This is a genomic window from Streptomyces sp. NPDC014870, assembly GCF_043081505.1.
In the GTDB taxonomy this organism is placed as follows: Bacteria; Actinomycetota; Actinomycetes; order Streptomycetales; family Streptomycetaceae; genus Streptomyces.
In genome coordinates, this window is record NZ_JBIBWQ010000009.1 from 70,416 (window position 1) to 95,727 (window position 25,312).

The window sequence follows — 25,312 nt, forward strand, 5'->3', positions numbered from 1 at the left end:
GCGCAAGACCCCCGCACGCCTCCACGCACCCCCACGCGCCTCCACGCATCCCACCCACGCGTGACCGTTTCGCAACCGAACCCCCTCTTGACCGAGACCCAACAAGTGAGCAGCTCGTTACGCTGAGCACTCATGGTCAACACCCCCCAATCCAGACCCGATCACCCCGTTTACGTCATCGGGGGCGGGCCCGGCGGCCTCGCCGTCGCCGCCTCGCTGCGCGCGCAGGGCGTCCGGGCCGTCGTCCTGGAGAAGTCCGACGCCGTCGGCGCCTCCTGGCGCGCGCACTACGACCGGCTGCGGCTGCACACCACCCGCCGGCTCTCCGCGCTCCCCGGCCTCGCGATGCCCCGCTCCTTCGGCCGCTGGGTCGCCCGCGCGGACGTGGTGCGGTACCTGGAGAAGTACGCCGAGGTGCACGAGCTGGAGATCGTGACCGGCGTCGAGGTCAGCCGCGTCGAGCGGGCCGGCGAGGACTGGCTGCTGCACGCGACCGGCGGGCGCCGGCTGACCGGGCGGGCCGTGGTCGTCGCCACGGGGTACAACCACACGCCGCACCTGCCCGAGTGGCCGGGACTCGATGCGTACGGCGGCGAGCTCGCGCACGCGAGCGCGTACCGCAACCCGGCCCCCTACGCCGGGCGAGACGTCCTGGTCGTCGGCGCCGGGAACACGGGCGCCGAGATCGCGGCCGACCTCGTCGAGGGCGGGGCGGGGCGGGTACGGCTCGCGGTGCGCACGGTCCCGCACATCGTGCGCCGCTCGACGGCCGGGTGGCCCGCCCAGCGCACGGGCATCCTGGTGCGACGCCTTCCGGTGCGGCTGGTCGACAAGGCGGGCGAGCTGATGGCCCGCGTCGCGGTGCCGGACCTCTCCGAACACGGGCTCCCCCGCCCCGACACGGGGCTGTACTCGCGCGTACGGGAGGGCGCGATCCCGGTGCAGGACGTCGGCCTGATCGACGCGGTACGGCGGGGCGCCGTGGAGGTCGTGGGGGCCGTCGCCTCCTTCGACGGCGACAAGGTCGTCCTCGCGGACGGCTCGGCGATCACCCCGGACGCGGTGATCGCGGCGACGGGCTACCGCCGGGGCCTCGAACCCCTGGTCGGCCATCTGGGCGTCCTGGACGAACGGGGGCGGCCGGTGACCCACGGGGCACGGACGCCGCGCGAGGCGCCGGGTCTCTACTTCACCGGGTTCACCAACCCGATCAGCGGGATGATCCGGGAGATGGCGAGAGACGCCGAGCGGATCGCGCGGGCGATCGGGAAGGCGCGGTAGTCGACGCGGGCGACCCCGGGGGCAGGCACGCCTGCCCGAGATCCTCACGTCTCGACCATTCCTGACTTGCCGTCAGTTCTGTAATCTGACTAGGCGTCAGGTATCTGGTCATGGGCGGAAGGGTGGAGCAGAACGATGCTCGGATCGACTCACGGCACCTTCACCACCGATCTCCGCGCCCGCGTGGTCGCCTGCGGCGAGCATCCCGGGCCGAGTGGTCACGTCGTGCACGGCGTGACCGCCGTCGAGGGCGATGTGGACTGCAGCGGGCGGGCGTTGCACGCGGCCGTGCCGGACCTCGACCGGTTCTTCCGGCCCGGGTCCGTCGCCGTCGTCGGGGCCTCGGACGCCGAGGGGCGGCCCAACACCGGGATCACGCGCCAGCTGATCGCCTGGGCCGAGCGGGTCGGCGCCCGGCTCGTGCCGGTGCACCCGACCCGTACGACCGTGTTCGGGATCGACTGCGTGCCGTCCGTCGGCGCGCTCCCCGAGCCCGTCGACCTCGCCGTCCTGCTCGTCGCCGACCCGCTGCCCGTGATCGAGGAACTCGCCGAGGCCAAGGTCAGGTTCGCCGTCGCCTTCGCCTCCGGGTTCGCCGAGACCGGCGGCGAGGGCGCCGCCGCGCAGGAACGCCTCGCCGACGCCGTACGGCGCTCGGGGATCCGGCTGCTCGGCCCGAACACCAACCTCAACGCCTTCGAGCGGTTCCGCGACGACCTCGAAGGCCCGGCGATCGCGCTCATCACGCAGTCGGGCCACCAGGGGCGGCCCGTCCACACCCTCCAGGAGCTGGGGGTACGGCTCTCCCACTGGGCGCCGACGGGCAACGAGGCCGACCTGGAGACCGCCGACTTCATCTCGTACTTCGCGACCCGGCCCGAGGTCGGGGCCATCGCCTGTTACGTCGAGGGCCTCAAGGACGGCCGCTCCTTCCTGCTCGCCGCCGACCGCGCGGCCCGCGAGGGCGTGCCCGTCGTCGCCGTGAAGGTCGGGCGGACCGAGACCGGCGCGCGGATGGCGGCCTCGCACACCGGCAAGCTCACCGGCGCGGACCAGGTCGTGGACGCGGCGATGCGCCAGTACGGGGTGATCCGGGTCGACGGGCTCGACCAGCTCCAGGACACCTCGGCCCTGTTGGCCCGGGCGCGCAAGCCGGTCGCGGACGGGGTCGTCGTGTACTCGATCTCCGGCGGGACCGGCGCGCACTTCTCCGACCTCGCCACGGCGGCCGGACTGCGTCTGCCGACGCTCCCGCAGGCCAAGCAGGACGAGCTGCACCAGTGGATCCCCGACTATCTGAACGTCGCGAACCCGGTCGACAACGGCGGCCACCCGGTGGGCGACTGGCGCGGCCGGAAGATCATCGACGCGATCCTGGCCGACCCGTCCGTCGGGGTGCTGATCTGCCCGATCACGGGCCCGTTCCCGCCCATGAGCGACAAGCTCGCCCAGGACCTGGTGGACGCCGCCGAGGCCACCGACAAGCTGGTGTGCGTGGTGTGGGGGTCGCCGGTCGGGACGGAGGCGGCCTACCGCGAGACCCTGCTCGGCTCCTCGCGCGTCGCCACCTTCCGTACGTTCGCCAACTGCATCGGGGCCGTCAAGGCGTACCTCGACCACCACCGCTTCACCACCGCCTACCGCTCCCCCTTCGACGAGGCCCCGCGCACCCCGTCGCCGTCCTTCCGCAAGGCACAGGCCCTGATGCGGCCGGGCCGGCAGCTCAGCGAGCACGCGGCGAAGCAGCTGCTGCGGGCGTACGGGATCCGGGTGCCGCGCGAGCAGCTGGTCACGAGCGCGGCGGCGGCGGTCCGGGCGGCCGGGCTCGTCGGCTACCCGGTGGTGATGAAGGCCTCCGGCGCGCAGATCGCCCACAAGACCGAACTGGGCCTGGTGAAGGTCGGGTTGACCTCCGCGAGTCAGGTGCGGGACGCCTACCGCGAGCTCACCGACATCGCGCGCTACGAGGGGGTGGACCTGGACGGGATCCTGGTCTGCCAGATGGTGGGGCGCGGGGTCGAGATGGTGGTGGGCGTGACCCGCGACCCGCTCTTCGGCCCGACGGTCACGGTGGGGCTCGGGGGCGTCCTGGTGGAGGTCCTGAACGACGCGGCCGTCCGCGTGCCGCCGTTCGGCGAGGACCAGGCCAGGGACATGCTCGGGGAGCTGCGCGGGCGGGCTCTGCTGAAGGGCGTACGAGGGGCTCCGCCGGCGGACGTGGACGCGCTGGTCGAGGTCGTGCTGCGGGTGCAGCGGATGGCCCTTGAGCTGGACGGCGACCTCGCCGAACTGGACATCAACCCACTGATGGTGCTGCCCCGGGGGCAGGGCGCGGTGGCGCTCGACGCGCTCGCGGTGTGCCGATAGGAGCGGCTCTGTCGTGACGGACGATCTGCTGCACGGCGTCGAGAACGGCGTCTCCTGGATCACGCTCAACCGGCCGGAGGCGATGAACGCGGTCACCTGGGACCAGCGGGAGCGGATCATCGCGCTGCTGACCGAGGCCACCGCCGACCCCGACGTACGGGCCGTCGTCCTGACGGCCACCGGGCGGGGCTTCTGCGCGGGCGCGGACCTGCGCGGGGCGCCGGCCTCGGCCGGTGAACGCGTCCCCGGGGACGTGGCGCGGACCATCCGGCTCGGGGCGCAGCGCTTCATCGGCGCGGTCATGGACTGCGAGAAGCCGGTGATCGCGGCGGTCAACGGCACGGCGGCCGGGATCGGGGCGCACCTGGCGTTCGCCTGCGACCTGGTCCTCGCGGCGGAACCGGCGAAGTTCATCGAGGTGTTCGTGCGCCGGGGCCTCGTACCGGACGGCGGCGGGGCGTATCTGCTCCCCCGACTGATCGGGCCGCAGCGGGCGAAGGAGCTGATGTTCTTCGGCGACGCGGTGACGGCCCAGGAGGCGAGGGAGCTGGGCCTGGTGAACCGGGTGGTGCCGGCCGAGGAGCTGGAGAAGACCGCCCGCGCGTGGGCCGACCGCCTGGCCCAGGGCCCGACGCGCGCCCTCGCCCTGACGAAGCAGCTGGTCAACGCCTCCCTCGACAGCGATCGCACGACCGCCTTCGCGGCGGAGGCAGCGGCACAGGAGATCAACATGACGACCCGGGACGCGAACGAGGGCGTCGCGAGCTTCGTGGAGCGCAGAACGGCGCGGTACGAGGGCCGTTGAGGCTCGTTGCCCGTCGTACGAGGCTTCTCATCTGACGATCCGTCAGCTTCAATGGGAGATGTGATGGGACACGCTGGGATGGCGGCCACCGCCGTCCGATACCTCAGATCGGCCGGATCGCCGACGGCCGTGGAACCGCTGCTCCCCCGCCCCCGGCTGCGCGCGGTCGGGGAGGACGAGCGACTGCCCGTCGATCCGGCCGAGTTCCGGCGGGTCCTCGGGCACTTCGCGAGCGGCGTCACCGTCGTGACCGCCCTCGATCCCGACGGGCCGACCGGCTTCGCCTGCCAGTCCTTCGCCTCGCTCTCCCTCGACCCGCCGCTGGTGGCCTTCATGGTCGCCCGTACGTCGACGACCTGGCCCCGGCTCGCCCGGGCGGGCGTCTTCTGCGTCAACGTCCTGGGCGCGGACCAGCGGGAGTTGTGCCTGGGCTTCGCGAAGAGCGGCACGGACAAGTTCGCGGGGGTGCCCTACGACGCCGCCCCGGCGACCGGCTCCCCCCGGCTGACCGGCGCCCCGGCCTGGATCGACTGCACGATCTCCACCGTCCACACGGGCGGCGACCACCTGATCGTGGTGGGCCGCGTGGAGGCCCTGGGCACCCCCGCCGAGGACGGGGGCGCGGCGGCGGGCGAGCCGCTGCTGTTCCACCGGGGGCGGTTCGGGCGGTTCAGCGGGTAGACGGCTCCTGAGGTTCAGCGGGTAGACGGCCCCTGAGGGGTGCCGGTCTGGGCGGTGCGGCGGGCACGGAGCAGCAGGACGCCCTTCACGGTGTAGGCGGCGGCGATGAGCGCGGCGCCGACGAGGGTGAGCCAGAACCAGTGGTCCGCCACCAGCAGGGTCAGCATCACACCGGCGAAGAGCGCGAGGCCGCCGACGGTGTCCAGCAGGTCGAGCCGCGCCCTGGTGCGCGCCTCGGGGTCGGCTCGGCGCAGTCGGCGGACGACGGTGGCGACGGAGAGGCCCTGCAGCACGGAGAGGCCGAGGGCGGCCCATACAGCCCAGTCGGGTATGTCCATGGCGCGCACTGTAGCCCGGCCCGTCCCCCGGTCCGGGCGTCGGAACCATGAACTCCTGGGTTCCGCACGGTGATCGAGCGCCTTGGCTAGAGTCGGCACCCATGACCGAACCCACGATCGAACCCTGGCCCGAACCCCCGCTCGCGGGAAGTGAGGCGGCCGCTGTCGTCGGCGCGCTCGAACGGCAGCGGGCCACGCTGGCCTGGAAGTGCTCGGGCCTGGACGCGGACGGGTTGCGGGCCACGCTCGGCGCGTCCACCGTCACGCTCGGCGGGCTGCTCAAGCACCTGGCCCACGTCGAGGACAGCCACTTCGCCCGGCTCTGGCTCGACACCCCCGTCCGCGCGCCCTGGGACTCCGTCGACTGGGAGGCCACCCCGGACTGGGACTACCGTTCCGCCGCCGAGGACACCCCCGAGGAACTGCACGCCCTCTGGCGGGAGTCGGTCGCCCGCTCCCGCGCCGTCGTCGACGAGGCGCTCCGCGCGGGCGGCCTCGACCAGCTCGGCGCCTTCACGACCCGCAGCGGCGAGCGCCCCAACCTCCGCCGCATCCTCCTGGACCTGGTCGAGGAGTACGCCCGCCACGCCGGGCACGCCGACCTGATCCGCGAGTCGGTCGACGGGCTCACGGGCGAGGACCCGCAGGGCTAGGACGGCGCCGGATGACCAGGGCCATCAGGGCCGCCGCCGCGCACAGGGCTCCGGAGGCGTACCAGACGACGTCGTAGGAGCCGAAGACGTCGCGTGCCACGCCCCCGGCGAAGGCGACGGCCGCGGCGCCGACCTGGTGGGAGGCGAGGACCCAGCCGAAGACGATCGCGCTGTCCTCGCCGTAGTGCTCGCGGCACAGGGCGATCGTCGGCGGGACCGTGGCCACCCAGTCCAGGCCGTAGAAGACGATGAAGAAGAGCATCGGCGGGTGGACCGTGGGCGCGAGCAGCATGGGCAGGAACAGGAGGGACACGCCTCTCAGCGCGTAGTACACCGCCAGCAGGCGGCGCGCGTCGAAGCGGTCCGTGAACCAGCCGGAGGCGATCGTGCCGACGACGTCGAAGACCCCGATCACGGCGAGCAGTCCGGCCGCCGCCGTGATCGGCATGCCGTGGTCGTGGGCGGCCGGTACGAAGTGGGTCTTCACCAGGCCGTTCGTCGAGGCGCCGCAGATCGCGAAGGTGCCCGCCAGGAGCCAGAAGGGGCCGGTCCTGGCCGCCTTGAGGAGGACGGTCACGGCCCGCCGCGCCGCGCCCGTGACCGGGGCGGGCTTGGGGACGTACTCCCCGCCGTAGGGAGCGAGACCCACGTCGGCCGGGTGGTCGCGAAGGAGCAGCCAGACGAAGGGGACGACCGCGAGCGCGGCGAGCGCGACGGTCACGGCAGCCGGGCGCCAGCCCTCGTTCTCGACCAGCCAGGACAGCAGGGGCAGGAAGACGAGCTGGCCCGACGCGCCGGCCGCGGTGAGGATGCCGGTCACCAGGCCACGACGGGCCACGAACCACCGGTTCGTCACCGTCGCCGCGAACGCCAGCGCCATGGAGCCGCTGCCGAGCCCGACGAGGACGCCCCAGTACAGGACGAGTTGCCAGGGCGCCGTCATCCACACCGTCAGGACCGAGCCGACCGCGATCACACTCAGCGCGACCGCGACGACCTTGCGGATACCGAAGCGGTCCATCAGCGCGGCGGCGAACGGCGCCGTCAGGCCGTAGAGCGCGAGGTTCACCGACACCGCGAACCCGATCGTGCCGCGCGACCAGTCGAACTCGGCGTGCAGCGGCTCGATCAGCAGCCCCGGCAGCGAGGCGAACGCCGCCGCGCCGATGATCGTCACGAAGGTGACGACCGCGACGAACCACGCGCGGTGGATCCGCGGCGTACGGGCGGGGGCGGGGCTCGGAGCGGAGGCCGCGTTGGCGGTGTCGGTTGTCTGGGTCACGTCACACAGCTTCGTGACGCGGCCCCTCCCCCACCATTGGCCCGAATGACAGCTTTCGCAAGGATCGGGACAAGAGTCGGGGATAGGATCGGGACATCAGCCCTCGCGCTCCCACCCCGCCGCTCATGCCCGCGCGGCCTCCGCCCCCGAAGCGTCCCCCGCTCCCGACGCCGCATCCGCATCGGCCTCTACCTCTGCCGGCGTCCGCTCCCGTCGCGCGAGCGCCTCGCGGCCGTGCATCACCCGCAGGCTCACCACCGCGGTCGCCGCGAAGGCCATGACGCCGCAGCCGATGGCCGCGCCCGCGACGAGGGACGTCCACGGGTCGAGGCGGACGAGCCGTTCCAGGACGAGCGCCGCGCCCGTGGAGAAGGCCGGGGCCACGCAGAGCGCGGCGAGGTGCAGCCGCCACTCCTCCCGCGCCCACCCGTCTCCCCGCCGCCCCGCGCGCACGTGGGCGACGGCCATGACCGCGTAGGTCGCCGCGTACGGGACCAGGTAGCCGAGGAGCAGCCGCGACCCCTCACCGCCCGGGCCGCCGTCCAGCAGGGCCACGGTGAGCCAGGCGAGCCCGCCCGCGCCGGCGACGTGCGCGGCGACGAGGACAGGCGTCGGGCACCAGGTGCCCCGGACGCCGGGGGCCTCGGTCCGCCGGTCGAGGCCGCGCGAGGCGAGCAGCGCGCCGAACACGACCACGGAGCCGAGGTGCATGACGGCGATCCGGTTGATCTCGGCCATGGAGAGGCCGGGGAACAGCCAGGGCAGGCCGCCCCATTCGAGCCGGAGCAGCGGCGCGGTCATCAGGTAGCCGTAGCAGAGCAGCATCCACCGCTGGTGCAGATCGGGGAAGCGGCCCAGGGCGGCGAGGACGCCGAGGGTCACACTGCCCACGGTGCCGACGAGGATCGTGGCGAGGACGACCCAGAACGCGGCACCGCTGAAGGCGTCCTCGGGCGCCGTACGCGCCAGGTAGAGCGCGGCGCCCGCCATCGAGGCGTACACGGTGACCGCGAACACGGTTCCGGCGACCCGGTGCAGCCGGCGCCTGCGGCGGACCGCCGTGAGGTACTGGAGCGGGCCGAGCAGCATGAGCAGCCCGCCCAGGACCGAGTGGACGATCAGCGGGAGCAGGCTGCGGCCGTACGGTCCGATCCGGTCCCGCACGACCTCGGCGACGTACTCGGGCGACACCATCCGGCCCATGATCCACTCGCCGAAGGCGGGCGCCCCCGGCGAGGCGTAGGGCAACAACTGGGTCATGGCGACGGGTGCGTACGCCACGCAGCTCACGGCCACCGCGACGGCGGCCACCCTCCCCCACCGGACGTCCATCAGCCACTCCCTCGCACCTTGCCCATAGTCCTTTCTGGACTATTGAGGGGCTAGGGAGGAAGGTAGGGGCGGGTGTTACCGGCGGTCAACGGGTCTGCGCGAAGGGGCCGTGTCCGCCCGAAGCTCAGGGCTCGCGCTCTTCGACCCACTGCCAGAAGTCGACCATCATCCGCTCGTACCGGATGCCGAACTCCAGCGCCTCGCGCTGCCCTCGGGTCAGCAGCTCCCCCACGCTCCCCGCGAGCGCCTCGTACTCGTCCAGGGTCCGCCGGTGCTCCTCGACCTGGACCGGCGCGTGCACGCGCGGGCTCGCCCCGAACCAGAGCTTGAGGATGCCCCGTTCACGCGCCTCGACCGGCACGAAGGCGGGGTCGTCGAGCCAGCCGGCCAGGGCTTCCGCGCCCGCCTCCGTGAGCCGCATCAGACGCCGGTTCCGCCCACCGGGCTGGCGCGCCTCGGACAGCAGCCCGGCCTCCACGAGGCGGTCGCACTGGGCGTAGACCTGCGCGTGCGGCATCGACCAGAAGGGCGCCACCGTGCGCGCCGCCTCCACCTTCACGTCGTACGGGCTTGCCTCGCCGAGCTTGTCGACGATGCCGAGCACGAGGTACGAGGGCGTGGTCAACCGGACTTCAGACATGCCCGGACCGTACCGGCTGCCACCCGCCCTCACGCCCGCTACGCCCGGGGCAGCGTCCTGATCGGCCGGACGACGAGCAGCGCCACGACCACCAGGACCGCGATCACGGCCCCCGCCAGCAGGACCTCCTCCGTGCCGACCGCCTCGGCGACCGGGCCCGCGAGCGCACGGCCCGCCGCCATCATCAGGAGCGAGCCCGCCACTTCGTAGGCGTGCATCCGGTTCAGCGCGTCCTGCGGCACGTGTGTCTGGACCGAGGTCGACCACATCACCAGCCAGAACGCGAAGGCCGCGCCGCCCAGGAACTGCCCGAGGGCCAGCACGGTGACGGGCGCGCCGAAGCCGAGCAGGGCGAGGTTGACCGGCAGGCCGAGCAGGGCGACCGCGCCCGCCGCGAGCGGTCGGCGGGGCCGCAGCCTCAGGGCGAGCAGCCCGCCGGCCGCGTTGCCCGCGCCCGCCACGGCCATCAGCCAGCCGTAGGTGGCCGAGCCGTGGTCGCCGGTGACCAGGGTCGCGGTCAGCGGCACCATCGGCCCGGCGACCGTGAAGCCGTACACCGTCCAGATCGCGATCACTCCCCACAGCCAGCTGCGCGCGGTGAACTCCCGCCAGCCGACGGCCATCTCCGCGCGCAGCGAGCCGCGCCGGGCCGTGTCGGCGGGCAGGGCGGGGAGCCGCATCAGGGTGAGGCAGACCGCGCTGACGGCGAAGGTCGCGCCGTTGACGCCGAAGGCGGCGCCCGCGCCGCCGGTGAGCGCGACGAGGACACCCGCGACGGCCGGACCGGCCATCGTCATCAGCGACTCCACGACCCGCAGCACCGCGTTGGCGCGCTGCACGTCGGGGGCGATGCGCGGGATCGTGGAGGCCACCCCGGGCTGGAAGAGCGCGGCGCCGATGCCGCTGAGGGCGCTGAGCGCGTACACCGCCCACAGGGGCGGGCTGCCGAGGGCGAAGGCGACGGCGAGGACGGCCGCGCCCGGCAGCCGCAGCAGATCGGCGAGGACCATCATGCGGCGCGCGGTGAACCGGTCCGCGAGGACCCCGCCGACGATGACGAACAGCGCGAAGGGCCCGATCCAGGCGCCGAGCGCGTAGCCGACGGAGGAGCCTGGGTACCCGGCGCCGAGGAGTCCGGCGGCGAGGGCGACGGGCACCATGCCCTCGCCGAAGACGGCGGCGGCCCGGGCCACGAAGAAGAGCCGGAAGTCGCGGTTCCAGAGCGCGGGGGCCTCGACCGGAACGGCGCCCGGAAGGGAGTCCGGGACGGCGCCCCGAAGGGCGTCCGGGGGGGTTCCGGGAATCGGGTCCCGGCCCGCAGACTTGTAGGACTCGTAGGGCTGATAGGACTCGTAGGAGGGGTCGCGGCTGTCCGTCGGCTTGTCCGTCACGGCTCCGACTTCTAGCAGAAGTGGTCTAAACCACCAAGGGATTTTCTCGTGCCGCACCGTATCGCCGTCCTGGCCCTGCCCGGTCTCCTCCCCTTCGAGCTGGGCATCCCCCACCGGATCTTCGGCCGCGCCAAGGACGCCGAGGGGCGGCCGCTGTACGAGATCGTCACCTGCGCCCCGGTCGCGGGACCTGTCCCGACGGACGCGGACTTCGCGATCCAGGTGGAGCACGGCCCGGAGGCGCTCGCCACGGCGGACACGGTCGTCGTGCCCGCCTCGTACGAGCTGGGCCCGGTGTACGACGAGGGCCGGCTGACCGACGAGCTGGCGGCCGCGCTCGCCCGCATCCGGCCCGGGACCCGGCTCGTCTCCATCTGCACGGGCGGCTACGTGCTCGCCGCGGCCGGGTACCTCGACGGGCGTCCCGCCACGACCCACTGGGCCTCGGCCGCGCACTTCCAGCGGCTCTTCCCGAAGGTGCGGGTCGACGCGGACGTCCTCTTCGTCGACGACGGGGACGTGCTGACCTCGGCGGGCGTCGCGGCCGGGATCGACCTGTGCCTGCACATCGTGCGCCGGGACCACGGGAGCGCCGTCGCCAACGAGGTGGCCCGCAGGACCGTCGTACCCCCGCACCGGGACGGCGGGCAGGCCCAGTACATCGAGCGCCCGCTCCCCGAGGCGGGCGCGTCGACGACGACCTCGGCGCGGGCCTGGGCCCTCGCGCATCTGCACGAGCCGATCCAGCTGCGGGACCTGGCGGTGCGGGAGTCGACGAGCGTACGGACGTTCACCCGCCGCTTCCGCGAGGAGGTCGGCATCAGCCCCGGTCAGTGGCTGACCCAGCAGCGGGTCGAGCGGGCCCGCCACCTCCTGGAGTCCACGGACCTCCCGGTCGACCAGGTGGCCAGGGACGCCGGCTTCGGCACCCCCCAGTCGCTCCGCTCCCACCTCCAGACGGCGATCGGCGTCACCCCGACGACGTACCGCCGGACGTTCCGGACGGGTGCGGCGGCGAGCTAGCCGACCGTTCCCGGGAGGAGCCGGAGCCGTCACCGTCACCGGCACCGGCACCGGCACCGGCGGGAGCACCCTCCTCCGTCGCCCGCCAGGCGCCCCGGCGCACCCGCCGCCACTCGCCCGCCACGCCGATCGCGGTCAGGAGCAGCGTCAGGGCGACGCCCCAGAGGATCGCCGTGGACGGCGCCACGACCTTCAGGAGGCCGCCGGCCAGGGTGCCGCTCGCGGCGTAACCGGCGCCGACGGCCGCGTACATCACGGAGTACCCGGCGGCCAGGGCGTTCGGCGGCAGGATCTGGCGGAGGGCCAGGTTGCGGGTGAGCATCGCCGGGGCCTGGAGCAGTCCGGCGAGGACGAGGGCGGTGGCGACGGCGCCCGTCCAGGGCAGGACGGCGACCAGCGCGACGCCCGCCGAGACGCCCAGGATCAGGAGCGCGCTCTGCACGGGCAGCGGGCCGGGCCAGCCGCCGCGGAGCCCGTAGACGAACGCGCCGACCGCGGAGCCGATCGAGAACCCGGCGAGCAGGGGACCCGCCCAGCCGATCCCGATCGCCCGCTGTTCGAGGAGGGCCGGGAGGATCAGCTCGGCGAGGGCGAGCAGGGTCAGGCTCGCCGCGCCCGTGACGTAGACGGGCCAGGCCCGGACGAGGACGCGGCGCATCGGCTCGCCGCCGGAGCCCTTCGCCTCGACCCGCCAGCCGGCGGGCAGCGCCCAGAGCCCGGCGACGGAGGCCGCCATCAACCCGCCCTGGAGCAGGAGGGGTACGCCGGGGCCGACGCCGAGGGCGAGGCCGGTCGCGAGGGCGGGGGCGGCGGCCCAGATGCCGAAGGTGAGGACGGACTCCATGGAGAGGGCCTGCGTGACGGCCTTCTCCGGGACCATGCCGGTCAGCAGCGCGCGCAGCCCACCGGGCGCGGCGGCCGGGCCCGCGCCCGCGAGGAAGGCGAGGGCGCCCAGGGCGACCGGGTGGCCGGTCCCGGCCAGCCCGAGGCCGAGGCCGGTGAAGGCGAGCGCGCCGACCGCGAGCCCGACGGCCAGGTGCGGCCTGGCCCGTTCGGCGTCGAGGCGGATGCCGAGGACGGGGGCGGCGACGATCTCGCCGAGCACGTACGCGGCGGCCAGGACGGCTCCCAGGGTGTAGCCGCCGGGCCGCTCGCGGACCAGGAACACGAGCGCGAGCGGCGCCATGGCGACCGGCAGCCTGGCGCCGACGGCGACGGCCGACCAGGCGAGGACGGGGCGGGTGACGAGGTCGCGGTATGCCATGACCATGACCGTAGTCGCGGCCCCACCGTCCCAGGGAGTACGCCGCTCCCCGGGAGCACCACTCCCCTGGAACGCCTCTTCCCTGAAAGGCCTCGCCCCGCCCCCACCCCCCTAGAAGGTCAGCACCCCGCGGGCGACCTTGCCCTGTTCGGCGTCCTCCGTCGCCCGGGCGAACTCCTCCACGGGGTACGTGGCGGTGACCAGTTCGTCGAGGAGGAGGCGGCCCTCGCGGTAGAGCTCGGCGTAGAGCGCGATGTCCTTCTGCGGGCGGGAGGAGCCGTAGCGGCAGCCCAGGATGGACTTGTCGAGGAACATCGCGGCGGGCGGGAAGCTCGCCTCCGCGGTGGGCGCGGTCATGCCGAGGAGGATCGCCTGGCCGTGCCGGTCGAGGAGGTCGATCGCCTGCCGGACCAGGCCGACGTGGCCGACACACTCGAAGACGTGGTCGGCGCCGGTGGGGAGGATGTCGCGGACGGCCTCGGCGGAGTCCAGGAAGTGCGTGGCGCCGAAGCGGCGGGCGGTCTCCTCCTTGGCCGGGTTGGTGTCGACGGCCACGATCGTGAGCGCGCCGGCGATCCGGGCACCCTGGAGGACGTTGAGCCCGATGCCGCCGGTACCGATGACGACGACGCTCTCGCCCCGGTCGACCTTGGCCCGGTTGAGGACCGCGCCGACGCCGGTGAGGACGCCGCAGCCCATGAGCGCGGCGGAGGTGAGCGGGATGTCCGAGGGGATCTTCACGGCCTGGACGGCCTTGACGACGGTCCGTTCGGCGAAGGAGGAGTTGGAGGCGAACTGGTAGACCGGCTGGCCGGAGCCGCTCCGGGAGAACGGCTGCTTGGGCATCCCGATGGCCTTGCGGCACATGGTGGGCCGGCCGCGGTCGCAGTCGGCGCAGGCGCCGCAGTTGGCGAGCGTGGAGAGCGCGACATGGTCGCCGGGGACGACGTGGGTGACGCCGGGGCCGACGGCCTCGACGACTCCGGCGCCCTCGTGGCCGAGGACGACGGGGGCGGGGAAGGGGATCGTGCCGTCGATGACGGCGAGATCGCTGTGGCAGAGCCCGGCGGCGGCGACGCGCACGAGCACCTCGCCCGGGCCTGGGTCGCGGACTTCCAGGTCGTGCACGACCTGGACCTGCTTGCCGTCGTAGACGACACCTCTCATGTGCGTGCTCCTTCTGTCTGTCGCGCGAGTCGGTGGGCAGAGGGCGGAACTCACACCCGGGGCGAGACGGCCACCCCGGGTCGCCGTGTCACCCGTTGGGCCTCGCACCCTCCGCCGCGGCCTTCGCCATCTCCTCCAGGCGGGCCAGCATCGGCATCGGGTCGGTGCCGACCGTTCCGGGCAGGAAGTCCGCGATGCGTTCCGGGGTCCAGGCGCCGGACTCCGCGTAGCCCGCGCGCAGTTCCCGCGGCTGGGCCCAGACCGCGATCTTGGGCCCCGCGATCGTGTAGACCTGGCCGGTGATCCGTTCCTCGCGCGCCCGGTCCGAGAGCAGGTAGACGACGAGCGCCGCCACGTCCTCCGGCTCGCCGATCTCCTTCAGTTCCATGGGCACGTTCGCCGACATGCGCGTCCGCGCCACCGGCGCCACCGCGTTCGCCGTGACCCCGTACTTGTGCAGGCCCAGCGCGGCCGACCGCACCAGCGAGATGATCCCGCCCTTGGCCGCCGAGTAGTTCGCCTGTGCCACCGACCCCTGGTGGTTGCCGCTGGTGAAGCCGATGAGCGTGCCGCCGCCCTGCTTGCGCATGACCGCGGAGGCCGCCCGGAAGACCGTGAACGTGCCCTTCAGGTGCGTCGCGACGACCGGGTCCCACTCCTCCTCGGACATGTTGAAGAGCATCCGCTCGCGCAGGATGCCGGCCACGCACACGACCCCGTCGATCCGGCCGTACTCGGCCAGCGCGACGTCGACGATCCGCTGCCCGCCCGCCATCGTCGAGATGTCGTCGGCGACCGCGACCGCCGAACCCCCGGCGGCCTCGATCTCCTTCACCACCGCGAGCGCGATCTCCGACGTGGGCTCGCCGCCCTCGATGGAGACCCCGTAGTCGTTGACGACGACCTTCGCGCCCTCCGCCGCGCAGGCGAGGGCGACCGCGCGGCCGATCCCGCGCCCCGCGCCCGTCACCGCCACGACCTTGCCTGCCAAGAAGTTCCCCACGCCCGGCCCCTTCCCGCACTTTCTGACGGTCCGTTAGATTCGTTCGTCAGCTGGATTCTACGACCCGTCAGATACCGGAGAACAAGACCCGCGGAGGCCCCGATGTCAGATCCCGTGCCCCACCCCTCCTCACTCCCGGCCGAATTCCACGACATCGCCAAGCGCGTCAACAACTGGGGCCGCTGGGGCCGGGACGACGAGATCGGGACGCTCAACCTGATCACCGACGAGGTGGTGCGGGACGCCGTGGCGACCGTCCGCTCCGGCCACCGCGTCCCCCTCGCCCTGGACCTGAAGCAGGACGGCGTGCAGACCGGCATGATCCCCGGCCGGGTCAACCCGCTCCATGTCATGGTCCAGATCAACCAGGAGCTCTTCGGTCCCGGCACCGTCGCCACCAGCGACGACGCCGTGACCCTCGGCCTGCAGGCCGGCACCCACTGGGACGCCCTCACCCACGTCTCGCACTCGGGGAAGATCTACAACGGCCGCCCCGCCGCCACCATCACCCCGCACGGCCGCTCCGCGTACAGCGGCATCCACACCGCCCGCCACATCGTCAGCCGCGGCGTCCTGCTCGACGCGGCCGCCGCCAAGGGCCTCGACCGGCTGCCGGGCGATCACGCCGTCACCCCCGAAGACCTCGACGAGGCCGCCGCGTTCGGCCGGGTCACGGTCCGGGCGGGCGACATCGTGCTCGTACGGACCGGGCAGATCCAGCTGTACCTCGCCGGTGACAAGCACGGTTACGCGTTCCCGTCCCCGGGCCTCTCCGTCCGTACGCCCGAGTGGTTCCACGCCCGCGATGTGGCCGCGGTCGCCAACGACACGCTGACCTTCGAGATCTTCCCGCCGGAGATCGAGAACCTCTGGCTGCCCGTGCACGCCCTCGACCTGGTCGAGATGGGGATGCTCCAGGGGCAGAACTGGAATCTGGAGAGTCTGTCCACAGCCTGTGCACAGCGCGAGCAGTACGCGTTCCTGCTCTCCGCGATGCCCGAGCCCTTCGTGGGCGGTACGGGCACACCGGTCGCACCGGTCGCCGTCCTCTGAGTTTCCGGCCGAACCAACGGCGGCCTACGTACGGGTGGCGGCGCACTCGCGCGCGCCCCGAGCACGACACGAGCCGCCGCCACCCGGACACGACCCGTACTCGTCGAGGGCCGCGGAACCTCCACGCCCGCCCTCGTCGTCCCCTCGCAACGAATCGCTCACCCCAGAGTGAACAAACCGCCACGAACCGTCAACAGTGCACCGAGGCCGCGGGGCCGGACGCCGCCGTCGCGGGCTTCGTCGGCACCCCCCGGTCCACCTCGCACCAGATGCTCTTGCCGGCGCCCTCGCGCTGCCAGCCCCACCGGTCGGCCAGGCCGTCCACCAGCTCCAGACCACGCCCGTTGGTGTCCTCGCCCTGGGCGTGCCGGGGCTGCGGCGGCCGGTCGCTCGAGTCGGCGACCTCCACCCGTACCGTGCCCGCCTCGGGGCAGCCCGCGCCGAACAGCATCCGCAGCACGGCCGGACAGCCCGTGTGCACCACGGCGTTGGTCACGAGCTCGGAGATGAGCAGCACCAGCGTCTCGGCCAGCGGCTCGTCATCCTCTATGCCCGACCCGGCGAGCCTCGAACGCGCCCATCGCCGGGCTCGCCCCACCTCCGCCGGGTCGGGCCCGACCTCCAACTGAACCTGAAGCACCTGCACCGCTCACACCATCCGAACCGGCGGACACATCGCCTCGCGCCTCACAGCCATCGACGCCCTCACGGAACGTGATTCCCTTGTGAGACAGCATGGTTGACGTACAGTCACCGCAACAAGCGCTTCGGGCATATTCCAGCGCGAAGGAGTACGCATGGTCCATACTGTGCGACGCGCGTTGCGGGGAGTCGAACAGGAGGGCGTCCAGCGCCTCCACGGGGTACGAGCGGCGGGCATCGCCCGATCCGGGGTCACCGCTTCGGCGACACCGGGACGATCCGGGCTCACAACCACTCGCATCCCACGGAGAGTACCGGAGCGGGACCCCGACTCCGGGCCGTGACGGCCCGCCCGAAGGACACAACCCGATATCGACGCTCCGTGAGCGCCCGCGCACCGGGTGCCGCCGCGCGCGTCTACAGGGCGGCCGCCTCCGCCTCCTCCGCCCGCGCCCTGGTCGGGCCGCGCTCGGCCCGCACCCAGGCCCGCTTGAGGTGCAGATGCACGTCCGCCTCCCAGGTGAACCCCATGCCGCCGTGCACCTGGAGGCAGTCACGCGCGCACGCCACCGCCGCCTCGTCCGCGAGCAGCTTCGCCCCGGCGATCTCGACGGGGTCGCCGGTGACGGCGGCTCCGTAGACGGCCGCCCTGGCCACCTCGGTCCGTACGAGCATCTCCGCGCAGAGGTGCTTCACGGCCTGGAACGCCCCGATGGCCTGCCCGAACTGCTCGCGCTCACGGGCGTACGCGACGGCGGTCTCGGTGGTGCGCCCGGCGCTGCCGAGCTGTTCGGCGGCGCTGAGGAGGGCCGCCGTCGACGCCCTGCCCGTACCCCCGCCCGTGCCCCCGCCCGCACGCCCGTCTCCCGCCACCCGGTGCAGCGGCGTCAGCGGGTCCACCGACCGCACGGGTACGGCCCCTTCGGTGTCGCCGATGACCACGTCCGCCGCGTCCAGCCACTCCACGAGACCGCCGTCGACGGCGGTCACCACGGCCTCGCCCTCGGCGGCGCCCTCGACCGTGCCCGCCGCGAGGTGGGTCGCGATCAAAGGACCCGGCAGCAGCACCCGCCCCGCCTCCTCGAAGACGAGGACCGCCTCCGGCAGCCCGAGCCCCACACCGCCCGCCGCCTCCGGGAGCCGCAGCGCGAAGAACCCCGCGGCGCCCAGCTCCCGCCAGAGCGCCGGGTCGAGCGCCCGGGTGTCGACGGCCGCTCGCAGCGCGTCCCGGTCGAAGCGGCGTGCCAGCAGCTCCCGTACGCCCGCCCGCAGCGCCTTCTGGTCGTCCGTCAGCCGGAAGTCCACGAGACCACCACCCCTCATCGCCCCTTCGGCAGGCCGAGTATCCGCTCGGCGACGATGTTCCGCTGGATCTGACTGGTGCCGGCCGCGATCGTGTACGAGAGCGAGGACAGCCGGTCGAGGTTCCACTCCCGCCCGAGGTCGAGCGCGTCCGGGCCGAGGACCTCTGCCGCCGCGTCGTACAGCTCCTGCCGGGCGTGGGAGTACCGCAGTTTGAAGACCGAGCCGCCGATGCCGGGCACCCCGCCCACCGCCTGCGCCTCGCTGACGTTCCACTGGGTCAGCCGCCACAGCGCCCGGAACTCGGCGCTCAGCCGCCCGAGGCGGCGCCGGACGACGGGGTCGTCCCAGGTGCCGTTCTTCCGCGCGGCCCCCGCGAGTTCGGCGAGGACGCGCCGGCAGGCGACGACCTCGCCGACGAAGGCCGTGCCTCGCTCGAAGGACAGGGTCACCATCGTGACGCGCCAGCCGTCGTTCTCCCGCCCGACGCGGTTCGCGACCGGCACCCGGACGTCGTCGAGGAACATCTCCGCGAACTCCGTCGACCCGGCGAGCGTCCGCAGCGGACGGACCGTGATCCCGGGCGTGTCCATGGGCATCGCGAGCCAGGTGATGCCCCGGTGCTTCGGACCGGAGGATTCGGTCCTGACGAGCAGCTCGCACCAGTCGGCGACCTCCGCGTGCGAGGTCCAGATCTTCGAGCCCGAGACGACGTAGTCGTCACCGTCCCGTACCGCCCGGGTCCGCAGGCTCGCCAGGTCCGATCCGGCGTCCGGCTCGCTGAAGCCCTGGCACCACACCTCGTCGCCGCGCAGCACCGGCGGCAGCCAGCGCTCCCGCTGCTCGGCCGTGCCCTCGGCGGCGACGGTCGGCCCGGCGTGCAGCAGCCCGACGAAGTTCGCGCCCACGTACGGGGCGCCCGCCCGCTCGGTCTCCTCCAGGAAGATCAGCCGCTGGGTCGGCGGGGCGTCCCAGTGCACGTCCGCGTAGCCCGCGTCGTACAGCCGCCGTTGCCAGCCGCAGTCGTACGCCCGGCGGCCCGGCCAGTCCAGCGGGTCGGGCCGGGGCGGCAGCGTCGGCAGGACGGTCCCGAGCCACTCCCGCAACCGCGCCCGGAACTCCTCCTCGCCCGCACCGTCCGCGAGGTCCATCAGACGATGCCCAGGTCCAGCATGCGGATGGCGTTGCCGCGCATCAGCTTGTAGACCGTCTCGTCGTCGAGGCCCTGGACGTGGTCGAGGGCGACCTCCTTGGTGTGCGGGAAGGTCGAGTCGACGTGCGGGTAGTCGGTCTCGAAGGTGGCGTTGTCGCGGCCGACGACGTCGAGCGAGGCGATGCCGTGCTTGTCGCGGAAGAAGCAGCAGAACATCTGCCGGTAGTAGTACGTGGACGGCGGTTCGGGGATCAGGTCCCGCACCCCGCCCCAGGCCCGGTGCTCCTCCCACACGTCGTCGGCGCGCTCCAGGGCGTACGGGATCCAGCCCATCTGGCCCTCGCTGTAGGCGAGCTTGAGCCGGGGGAACTTCACCAGGACGCCGCTGAACAGGAAGTCCATCATCGAGGCCATCGCGTTGTTGAAGCTGAGCGAGGCCTGGACGGCGGGCGGGGCGTCGGGCGAGGCGGCCGGCATCTGACTGCTGGAGCCGATGTGCATGTTGACGACCGTGCCGGTCTCCTGGCAGACCGCGAAGAACGGGTCCCAGTAGCCGGAGTGGATCGAGGGCAGGCCGAGGTAGGTCGGGATCTCGGAGAAGGTGACGGCCTTGACGCCCCGGGCCGCGTTCCGCCGGATCTCCGCCACCGCCAGGTCGATGTCCCAGAGCGGGATGATGCAGAGCGGGATGAGCCGGCCGCCGCTGTCGCCGCACCATTCCTCGACCATCCAGTCGTTGTAGGCCCGGACGCAGGCGAGGGCGACCTCCTTGTCCTTGGCCTCGGCGAAGGTCTGGCCGCAGAAGCGGGGGAAGGTCGGGAAGCAGAGGCTCGCCTCGACGTGGTTGAGGTCCATGTCCTTGAGCCGCGCCGCCGGGTCCCAGCAGCCCCGCCGCATCTCCTCGCGGGTGATGCCCTCCAGGGTCATGTCGTCCCGGTCGAAGCCGACGGCGGCGATGTTGCGCTTGTACGGGAACTTGAGGTCCTCGTAGATCCACCAGTCGGTGGGCGGGCCGTCGGGGTCCATCGTGATCTGGTACTTCCCGCCGACGTAGGCCAGCTCGCCGATACCGGCGGTCAGCGGCTGGGGTCCCCGGTCGCGGTACCTGGCCGGCAACCAGGTCTTGAAGAGGTGGGCCGGTTCGATCACGTGGTCGTCGACGCTGATGATCCGTGGAAGTTCCGCCATGAGAGTCTCCCGTCGCCGCTGCACTTCCCTGATTTCTGATGACCCGTCAGATAGCGGTCGGGCTCAGGTTAGCCCCAGCCCCCTGGACCGACAAGCGGCGGACCTCTACGCTCCCCCTCGGATCTGACTGGCCGTCAGCTAGGGCGGGCACCGGACGCGGAGGGGACCGTCATGACCGACACCGCACACACCCTGGGCACCTCCCGCACCCTCTGGGAGCTGGCCGAACGCCGTGCCGCGCACACCCCCGACCGGCCCGTCCTGCTCCAGGAGGACCGGACCCTCACCTTCGGCGAACTCCGCGACCGCGCCGAGCGCTGCGCCGCAGGCCTGTACGGCATGGGGGTGCGGCCCGGCACGGTCGTGGCCTGGCAGCTGCCGACCCGGATCGAGACCGCGGTGCTCTCCTTCGCGCTCGCCCGCCTCGGCGCCGTGCAGACCCCGGTCATCCCGTTCTACCGGGACCGCGAGGTGGGCTTCGCGCTGCGCGAGTCGAAGGCCGAGTTCTTCGCCGTGCCGGGCGTGTGGCGCGGATTCGACCACACCGGGATGGCCCACCGGCTCGGCGCGCGCGGGGTCTTCGAGGCGTACGGACCCGAGTCGCTGCCCGACGGCGACCCGGCCGTCCTCCCGCCGCCCCCCGCGAACGGCACGGACGTCCGGTGGATCTACTGGACCTCGGGCACCACCTCGGACCCCAAGGGCGTCCTGCACACCGACCGCTCCCTGATCGCGGGCGGCTCGTGCCTCGCGCACGCGCTGCACCTGACCGAGGACGACATCGGCTCGATGGCCTTCCCCTACGCCCACATCGCCGGGCCCGACTACACGGTGATGCTCCTGCTGTACGGCTTCCCCGCGGTGATGTTCGAGCAGTTCGCGCTGCCCGGCGCGCTCGCCGAGTACCGCAGGCACGGGGTGACCGTGGCCGGCGGATCCACCGCCTTCTACTCGATGTTCCTCGCCGAGCAGCGCAAGCTGCCGCCGGGCGAGAAGCTGATACCGAGCCTGCGGCTGCTCGCGGGCGGCGGGGCACCCAAGCCACCGGAGATCTACCACGCGGTCGTCCGCGAGATGGGCTGCCAGCTCACCCACGGCTACGGCATGACCGAGGTCCCGATGATCACGATGGGGTCGCCGGACGACACGGTGGAGAACCTGGCGACCACGGAGGGGCGGCCGCCCGAGGGCATGGAGATCCGGATCGCCGACGACGGCTCGGGCAACGGGGAGGTCAGGCTGCGCGGCGAGGCCGTCTGTCAGGGCTATCTGGACCCGGCGCAGACCGCCGCCGCCTTCGACGAGGACGGCTTCCTGGTCACCGGCGACGTCGGACACGTCACCGCGAGCGGCCATCTCGTGCTGACCGGGCGGATCAAGGACATCATCATCCGCAAGGGCGAGAACATCTCCGCGAAGGAGATCGAGGACCTCCTCCACGAGCACCCGGGCGTCGGCGACGCGGCCGTGATCGGGCTCCCCGACGCCGAGCGCGGTGAGCGGGTCTGCGCGGTGGTCGAGCAGCCGCCGGGCGCGGAACCGCTGACGCTCGCGGCCGTCACGGAGTTCCTGCGCGCGCAGGGCCTCTCCGTCCACAAGCTGCCGGAACAGCTGGAGGTCGTCGAGGCCCTGCCCCGCAACGAGACGCTGCGGAAGGTGCTGAAGTACCGGCTCAGGGAGCGTTACTCGGTCATGAAGTAGTGCGCGAAGGCGTTCACCGCCGCCTGCTCGTCGACCGACCCGGAGGCACCGACCGGGAGCGTGCGGGCGCTGAGCGCGGCCTGGACCGGCGGGATGCCGAGGACGAGCAGGGCCCGCTCCACCTCGGCCGGGGTGGTGGCGATGGCGAGGACGGCGTGCAGGAAGGGCCGGGCGATCTCGGCGAACCGCTCGGGGTGGTCGTGCAGCCGCTTCACGCCGCCGCCGAGGAACTCCGCGCGGCTGACCTTCTGGTCCCCGTCGATGTCGGCGATCCCCGCCATGCCCTGCCAGAACGCCTCGGCGCCGTCGCACAGCGCCTGGCCCCGGTCGGAGCGGAAGGAGACGTCGAACTCCGTCAGGAGGCGCTTGGCCGCCGTGCTGAAGTCCTCGCGCGAGATCGTCCCGTCGCCGTCCTGGTCGAAGGCGGCGAAGCGGCGGGCGATCCGCTGCTCGAAGAGCTGTCCGGGGGTCTGCTCGGGTTCCATGGGCTGCATTCCTGGGAGGGTACGACGATCCGGGCCGCCGTGCCGAGTGGGTGGCCGGCCGGTCATGCCGAGAGCGGCTGCCTCTCCTCGTCGACGGCCTCCGCCGCGTCCCCGTAGACGTCGAAGAGGCGGCGCACCCCGAGGGCGGCGAGGACCCGGTTGACGTGCGACGCGTCCTCCGACCCCCGTTCCGGCAGGACCACCCGGAGGCGGCCCTGGCAGGAACGCATCAGGCGGCGCGCGGCGATCAGCACACCGACCCCGCTGGAATCGCAGAACAGCACCCCCGAGAGGTCGAGGACGACGTCGTGCCGGCCGCCCGCGACGGCGTCGTGGACGCGTCTCCTGACCAGGGGCGAGGTCAGCAGGTCCAGCTCCCCGCGGATCCGCAGCACGGTCCAGCGGCCCAGCTCTTCGACGTCGACATGGAGGTTCACACTGCGCACCCTTCGGGAGGAAGCGGTGATATCAAGCGGAGGCGGTCGTTCCCGTCCTCTGCCGCTGCCCCGGGAGCGCGGCCCGAAACCCCCCGGATGACGAACGGCGGTTTCCTTACCATCCGGTAGGGCCCGTGGGGGCGTACTTGTCACAAAGGGGCGTGCACCCATCGACGGCGCATTACTTTGGAGGGTGAACTCGGGTCGGGAGGTCGACGCATGGCGAAGGACACACCACCGCGCTGGGACCGCAGGATGCAGCAGCGGCTGGCGCGCGGTGAAGCCGCCGCGCTCGGCGAGCTCTACGACCGGTTCGCCTCCCTGGTGCACAGCCTCGCCCACCGGGTCCTCGACGACGACAGCGCGGCCGACCAGGTCACCCGCGAGGTCTTCGGCTACATCTGGGAGAACCCCGACGCCTACGACCCCAAGCAGGGCAACATGCGCTCCTGGGTCGCCAAGCTGACCCAGCGTCAGGCCGTGCACCGGCTGCGGCAGACGGAGGCGACGGCGTACGCGGAGACCGGCGAGGGCTCGGCGGAGGAGCTGGAGCAGAAGGTGCGCCGCGCCTCGGTCGCGGCCCGCGCCGACTACATCGTGACGTCGATGCCGGCGCCGTTGCGCGCGGCCCTGGAACTGGCGTACTTCCAGCGCCGCGACTACCGCCAGACCGCCGCCGACCTCGGGGTCACGGAGGACGAGGCGCGGCGCAGGCTGCGGCTCGGGCTGCAGCTGCTCTCGACGGCGAACACCCGCCCGCTGGAGGGCTCCTCGCCGCCCGGGTACGGACGCTCCCTGTGAACGGCCCCGACGACACGCCCGACGACGTGGCGCGCGCTCCCCGGATACCGGGACCCCGCGTGTCCGCGGACGACCACGCGGACCTGACCGCCGACCTGACGGCCCACCTGGCGGCGGAACCGGCCACGGAACCGGCGGCCGACCCTACCGCCGGACCGACCGCCGACGCGGCGGAGCCGCCCGAGGAGCCGGTGCTCGCCGTGGCTCCTCCGCCGCCTGCCGCGCCGCCGCACGGTGTCCTGAAATCGCTCCTCGGCGCGTGGGCGCTCTCGGCCTGTTCGTCCGAGGAGACCCAGGCCGTCGAGGACCACCTGACCGAGTGCGCACCCTGCGCCGACGAGGCGCTGCGGCTGCGCGACGCCGTCGGGCTGCTGCACTCCGAGCGGGACCTGGACCTCGATCCGCTGCTGCGCTCCCGGGTCCTGGAGAACTGCCTGGGCCGCCGCCCCGCCCGCATCCCGGTGCCGGCCTGGGCGACTCCGTACGACGCGGAGACCGCCCGGCTCGACGCGCTGCTGCGGGACATCGGCGAGTCCGAGTGGCACGCGCCGGTCCGGCTGAAGTGGTTCGAGGGCGAGCGCCCGGTCAGCCGCAAGACGACGGTGGCCGGCGTGATCGGCCATCTCCTGACGGTGGACGGGCTGGTGTCCAGCGCGCTCGGCCTGGACGATCCGCTGGGCGCGAAGGCGACGGCGGTCACGCCCGTGGAGCGCACGGAGGAGTACTGGCGGGGCTCGTTCCACCCGCCGACGCGCGGGGTGCGCGAGCCGTGGCGGGAGCAGAGCCACACCCTGATCCGCACGGTCTCGTTCGCCGGGCGCGGGGTCGCCGACCTGACGGTGACGTACGGGGACTTCGCGCTGCCGATGCGGGACTCGCTCCTGGAGCGGGCCTTCGAGTGCTGGGTGCACGCCGACGACATCGCGAACGCGGTGGCGTACCCGTACGAGCCGCCGAGCGGCGCGCATCTGCACGGCATGATCGACCTGGCGGCCCGGCTGCTCCCGGCAGCCCTCGCCGGCCGGCGCCGTTCGGGTCTGGCCTCACCGCCGCGCGAGCTGGTCGCGGCGGGCGCCCCCGGCCGCTCGCTCCATCTGGAGGTCGAGGGCTCGGGCGGCGGCCACTGGTACATCGCCCTGGACTCCCCCGCCGCCGTCGGCTCCCCGGACCACGCGGTGGCCCAGGTGGCGATGGACGGCGTCGAGTTCTGCCAGCTCGTGGCCGGCCACATCCCGCCCGAGGAGGCGGCGGCCGGTCAGGACGGCGACCGCGAGGCCATCCGCGACGTCCTCTTCGCGGCGGCCTCGCTCAGCAGGCTGTGAG

General features: G+C 73.2%; 24 protein-coding genes. 10 read left to right on the forward strand and 14 right to left on the reverse strand.

What is annotated here, in order from left to right; all coding sequences use genetic code 11:
* Positions 1–132: 132 nt before the first annotated feature.
* The 4 genes from ACF09C_RS25030 to ACF09C_RS25045 all read left to right on the forward strand — a co-directional run bounded on the left by ACF09C_RS25030 (position 133) and on the right by ACF09C_RS25045 (position 5,134).
* Positions 133–1,281, forward strand: coding sequence for a flavin-containing monooxygenase (locus ACF09C_RS25030; RefSeq protein WP_392094467.1), 1,149 nt, complete (start codon positions 133–135; stop codon positions 1,279–1,281).
* 135 nt (positions 1,282–1,416) lie between these two features.
* Positions 1,417–3,648, forward strand: a complete 2,232-nt coding sequence (locus ACF09C_RS25035; protein WP_392094468.1) for an acetate--CoA ligase family protein — start codon at positions 1,417–1,419, stop codon at positions 3,646–3,648.
* An 82-nt stretch (positions 3,649–3,730) separates the two neighbouring features.
* On the forward strand, positions 3,731–4,453 hold the full coding sequence (locus ACF09C_RS25040) for an enoyl-CoA hydratase/isomerase family protein (protein ID WP_392094956.1): 723 nt from the start codon (positions 3,731–3,733) through the stop codon (positions 4,451–4,453).
* 78 nt (positions 4,454–4,531) lie between these two features.
* Positions 4,532–5,134: a flavin reductase family protein gene (locus ACF09C_RS25045; protein WP_392094958.1), complete on the forward strand. Its 603-nt coding sequence runs from the start codon at positions 4,532–4,534 to the stop codon at positions 5,132–5,134.
* A 14-nt stretch (positions 5,135–5,148) separates the two neighbouring features.
* Here the strand turns inward: ACF09C_RS25045 and ACF09C_RS25050 are convergent, their stop codons facing one another.
* Positions 5,149–5,472, reverse strand: a complete 324-nt coding sequence (locus tag ACF09C_RS25050) for a hypothetical protein (protein WP_392094470.1) — start codon at positions 5,470–5,472, stop codon at positions 5,149–5,151.
* Between the two features lie 101 nt (positions 5,473–5,573).
* Between ACF09C_RS25050 and ACF09C_RS25055 the strand changes: the two genes are divergently transcribed.
* Positions 5,574–6,125, forward strand: a complete 552-nt coding sequence (locus ACF09C_RS25055) for a DinB family protein (protein WP_392094472.1) — start codon at positions 5,574–5,576, stop codon at positions 6,123–6,125.
* Here the strand turns inward: ACF09C_RS25055 and ACF09C_RS25060 are convergent.
* From ACF09C_RS25060 to ACF09C_RS25075, 4 genes are all read right to left on the reverse strand, one after another.
* On the reverse strand, positions 6,100–7,407 hold the full coding sequence (locus ACF09C_RS25060; RefSeq protein WP_392094474.1) for an MFS transporter: 1,308 nt from the start codon (positions 7,405–7,407) through the stop codon (positions 6,100–6,102). The two genes, ACF09C_RS25055 and ACF09C_RS25060, sit on opposite strands and share 26 nt — an antisense overlap.
* 123 nt (positions 7,408–7,530) lie before the next feature.
* Complete coding sequence (locus tag ACF09C_RS25065; protein WP_392094476.1) at positions 7,531–8,739, reverse strand: DUF2306 domain-containing protein; 1,209 nt, start codon at positions 8,737–8,739, stop codon at positions 7,531–7,533.
* A 124-nt stretch (positions 8,740–8,863) separates the two neighbouring features.
* Positions 8,864–9,379, reverse strand: coding sequence for a helix-turn-helix transcriptional regulator (locus ACF09C_RS25070; RefSeq protein WP_392094478.1), 516 nt, complete (start codon positions 9,377–9,379; stop codon positions 8,864–8,866).
* A gap of 38 nt (positions 9,380–9,417) precedes the next feature.
* On the reverse strand, positions 9,418–10,683 hold the full coding sequence (locus ACF09C_RS25075; RefSeq protein WP_392094959.1) for an MFS transporter: 1,266 nt from the start codon (positions 10,681–10,683) through the stop codon (positions 9,418–9,420).
* Between the two features lie 135 nt (positions 10,684–10,818).
* On the opposite strand from ACF09C_RS25075, the gene ACF09C_RS25080 reads away from it, so the two are divergent.
* A complete protein-coding gene (locus tag ACF09C_RS25080; protein WP_392094480.1) occupies positions 10,819–11,793 on the forward strand; it encodes a GlxA family transcriptional regulator in 975 nt (324 codons plus the stop codon).
* On the opposite strand, the gene ACF09C_RS25085 is transcribed toward ACF09C_RS25080, so the two are convergent.
* The 3 genes from ACF09C_RS25085 to ACF09C_RS25095 form a co-directional block, all read right to left on the reverse strand.
* Complete coding sequence (locus tag ACF09C_RS25085; RefSeq protein ID WP_392094481.1) at positions 11,741–13,057, reverse strand: MFS transporter; 1,317 nt, start codon at positions 13,055–13,057, stop codon at positions 11,741–11,743. The two genes, ACF09C_RS25080 and ACF09C_RS25085, sit on opposite strands and share 53 nt — an antisense overlap.
* Positions 13,058–13,168: 111 nt before the next feature.
* The gene (locus tag ACF09C_RS25090; protein WP_392094482.1) at positions 13,169–14,224 is read right to left on the reverse strand and encodes a Zn-dependent alcohol dehydrogenase; all 1,056 of its coding nucleotides are present in this window, start codon (positions 14,222–14,224) and stop codon (positions 13,169–13,171) included.
* Between the two features lie 88 nt (positions 14,225–14,312).
* Positions 14,313–15,227: an SDR family oxidoreductase gene (locus ACF09C_RS25095; RefSeq protein WP_392094483.1), complete on the reverse strand. Its 915-nt coding sequence runs from the start codon at positions 15,225–15,227 to the stop codon at positions 14,313–14,315.
* Between the two features lie 102 nt (positions 15,228–15,329).
* On the opposite strand from ACF09C_RS25095, the gene ACF09C_RS25100 reads away from it, so the two are divergent.
* Positions 15,330–16,280 carry a cyclase family protein gene (locus tag ACF09C_RS25100; protein ID WP_392094485.1) on the forward strand — a complete coding sequence of 317 codons (951 nt, stop codon included), beginning with the start codon at positions 15,330–15,332 and terminating at the stop codon, positions 16,278–16,280.
* Positions 16,281–16,470: 190 nt separating this feature from the next.
* Here the strand turns inward: ACF09C_RS25100 and ACF09C_RS25105 are convergent, their stop codons facing one another.
* From ACF09C_RS25105 to ACF09C_RS25120, 4 genes are all read right to left on the reverse strand, one after another.
* Positions 16,471–16,926 carry an ATP-binding protein gene (locus ACF09C_RS25105; RefSeq protein ID WP_392094487.1) on the reverse strand — a complete coding sequence of 152 codons (456 nt, stop codon included), beginning with the start codon at positions 16,924–16,926 and terminating at the stop codon, positions 16,471–16,473.
* A gap of 413 nt (positions 16,927–17,339) precedes the next feature.
* Positions 17,340–18,227, reverse strand: coding sequence for an acyl-CoA dehydrogenase family protein (locus ACF09C_RS25110; RefSeq protein ID WP_392094961.1), 888 nt, complete (start codon positions 18,225–18,227; stop codon positions 17,340–17,342).
* Between the two features lie 14 nt (positions 18,228–18,241).
* The gene (locus tag ACF09C_RS25115) at positions 18,242–19,375 is read right to left on the reverse strand and encodes an acyl-CoA dehydrogenase family protein (protein ID WP_392094489.1); all 1,134 of its coding nucleotides are present in this window, start codon (positions 19,373–19,375) and stop codon (positions 18,242–18,244) included.
* On the reverse strand, positions 19,375–20,565 hold the full coding sequence (locus ACF09C_RS25120) for an amidohydrolase family protein (protein ID WP_392094491.1): 1,191 nt from the start codon (positions 20,563–20,565) through the stop codon (positions 19,375–19,377). Before ACF09C_RS25120 ends, ACF09C_RS25115 begins: the two co-directional genes overlap by 1 nt.
* 171 nt (positions 20,566–20,736) lie before the next feature.
* Between ACF09C_RS25120 and ACF09C_RS25125 the strand changes: the two genes are divergently transcribed.
* The gene (locus ACF09C_RS25125) at positions 20,737–22,266 is read left to right on the forward strand and encodes a class I adenylate-forming enzyme family protein (protein ID WP_392094493.1); all 1,530 of its coding nucleotides are present in this window, start codon (positions 20,737–20,739) and stop codon (positions 22,264–22,266) included.
* On the opposite strand, the gene ACF09C_RS25130 is transcribed toward ACF09C_RS25125, so the two are convergent.
* Both ACF09C_RS25130 and ACF09C_RS25135 read right to left on the reverse strand, forming a co-directional pair.
* Complete coding sequence (locus tag ACF09C_RS25130; protein ID WP_392094495.1) at positions 22,248–22,760, reverse strand: EF-hand domain-containing protein; 513 nt, start codon at positions 22,758–22,760, stop codon at positions 22,248–22,250. The genes ACF09C_RS25125 and ACF09C_RS25130 overlap by 19 nt on opposite strands.
* A gap of 53 nt (positions 22,761–22,813) precedes the next feature.
* Complete coding sequence (locus ACF09C_RS25135) at positions 22,814–23,188, reverse strand: STAS domain-containing protein (protein WP_392094497.1); 375 nt, start codon at positions 23,186–23,188, stop codon at positions 22,814–22,816.
* 219 nt (positions 23,189–23,407) lie between these two features.
* On the opposite strand from ACF09C_RS25135, the gene ACF09C_RS25140 reads away from it, so the two are divergent.
* Together ACF09C_RS25140 and ACF09C_RS25145 are read left to right on the forward strand one after the other, a co-directional pair.
* Positions 23,408–23,989, forward strand: coding sequence for a sigma-70 family RNA polymerase sigma factor (locus ACF09C_RS25140; protein WP_392094499.1), 582 nt, complete (start codon positions 23,408–23,410; stop codon positions 23,987–23,989).
* Entirely contained in the window at positions 23,986–25,311 is a 1,326-nt protein-coding gene (locus ACF09C_RS25145) for a maleylpyruvate isomerase N-terminal domain-containing protein (protein ID WP_392094501.1), read from the forward strand. The genes ACF09C_RS25140 and ACF09C_RS25145 overlap by 4 nt, the downstream gene beginning before the upstream one ends.
* Position 25,312: the final 1 nt, after the last annotated feature.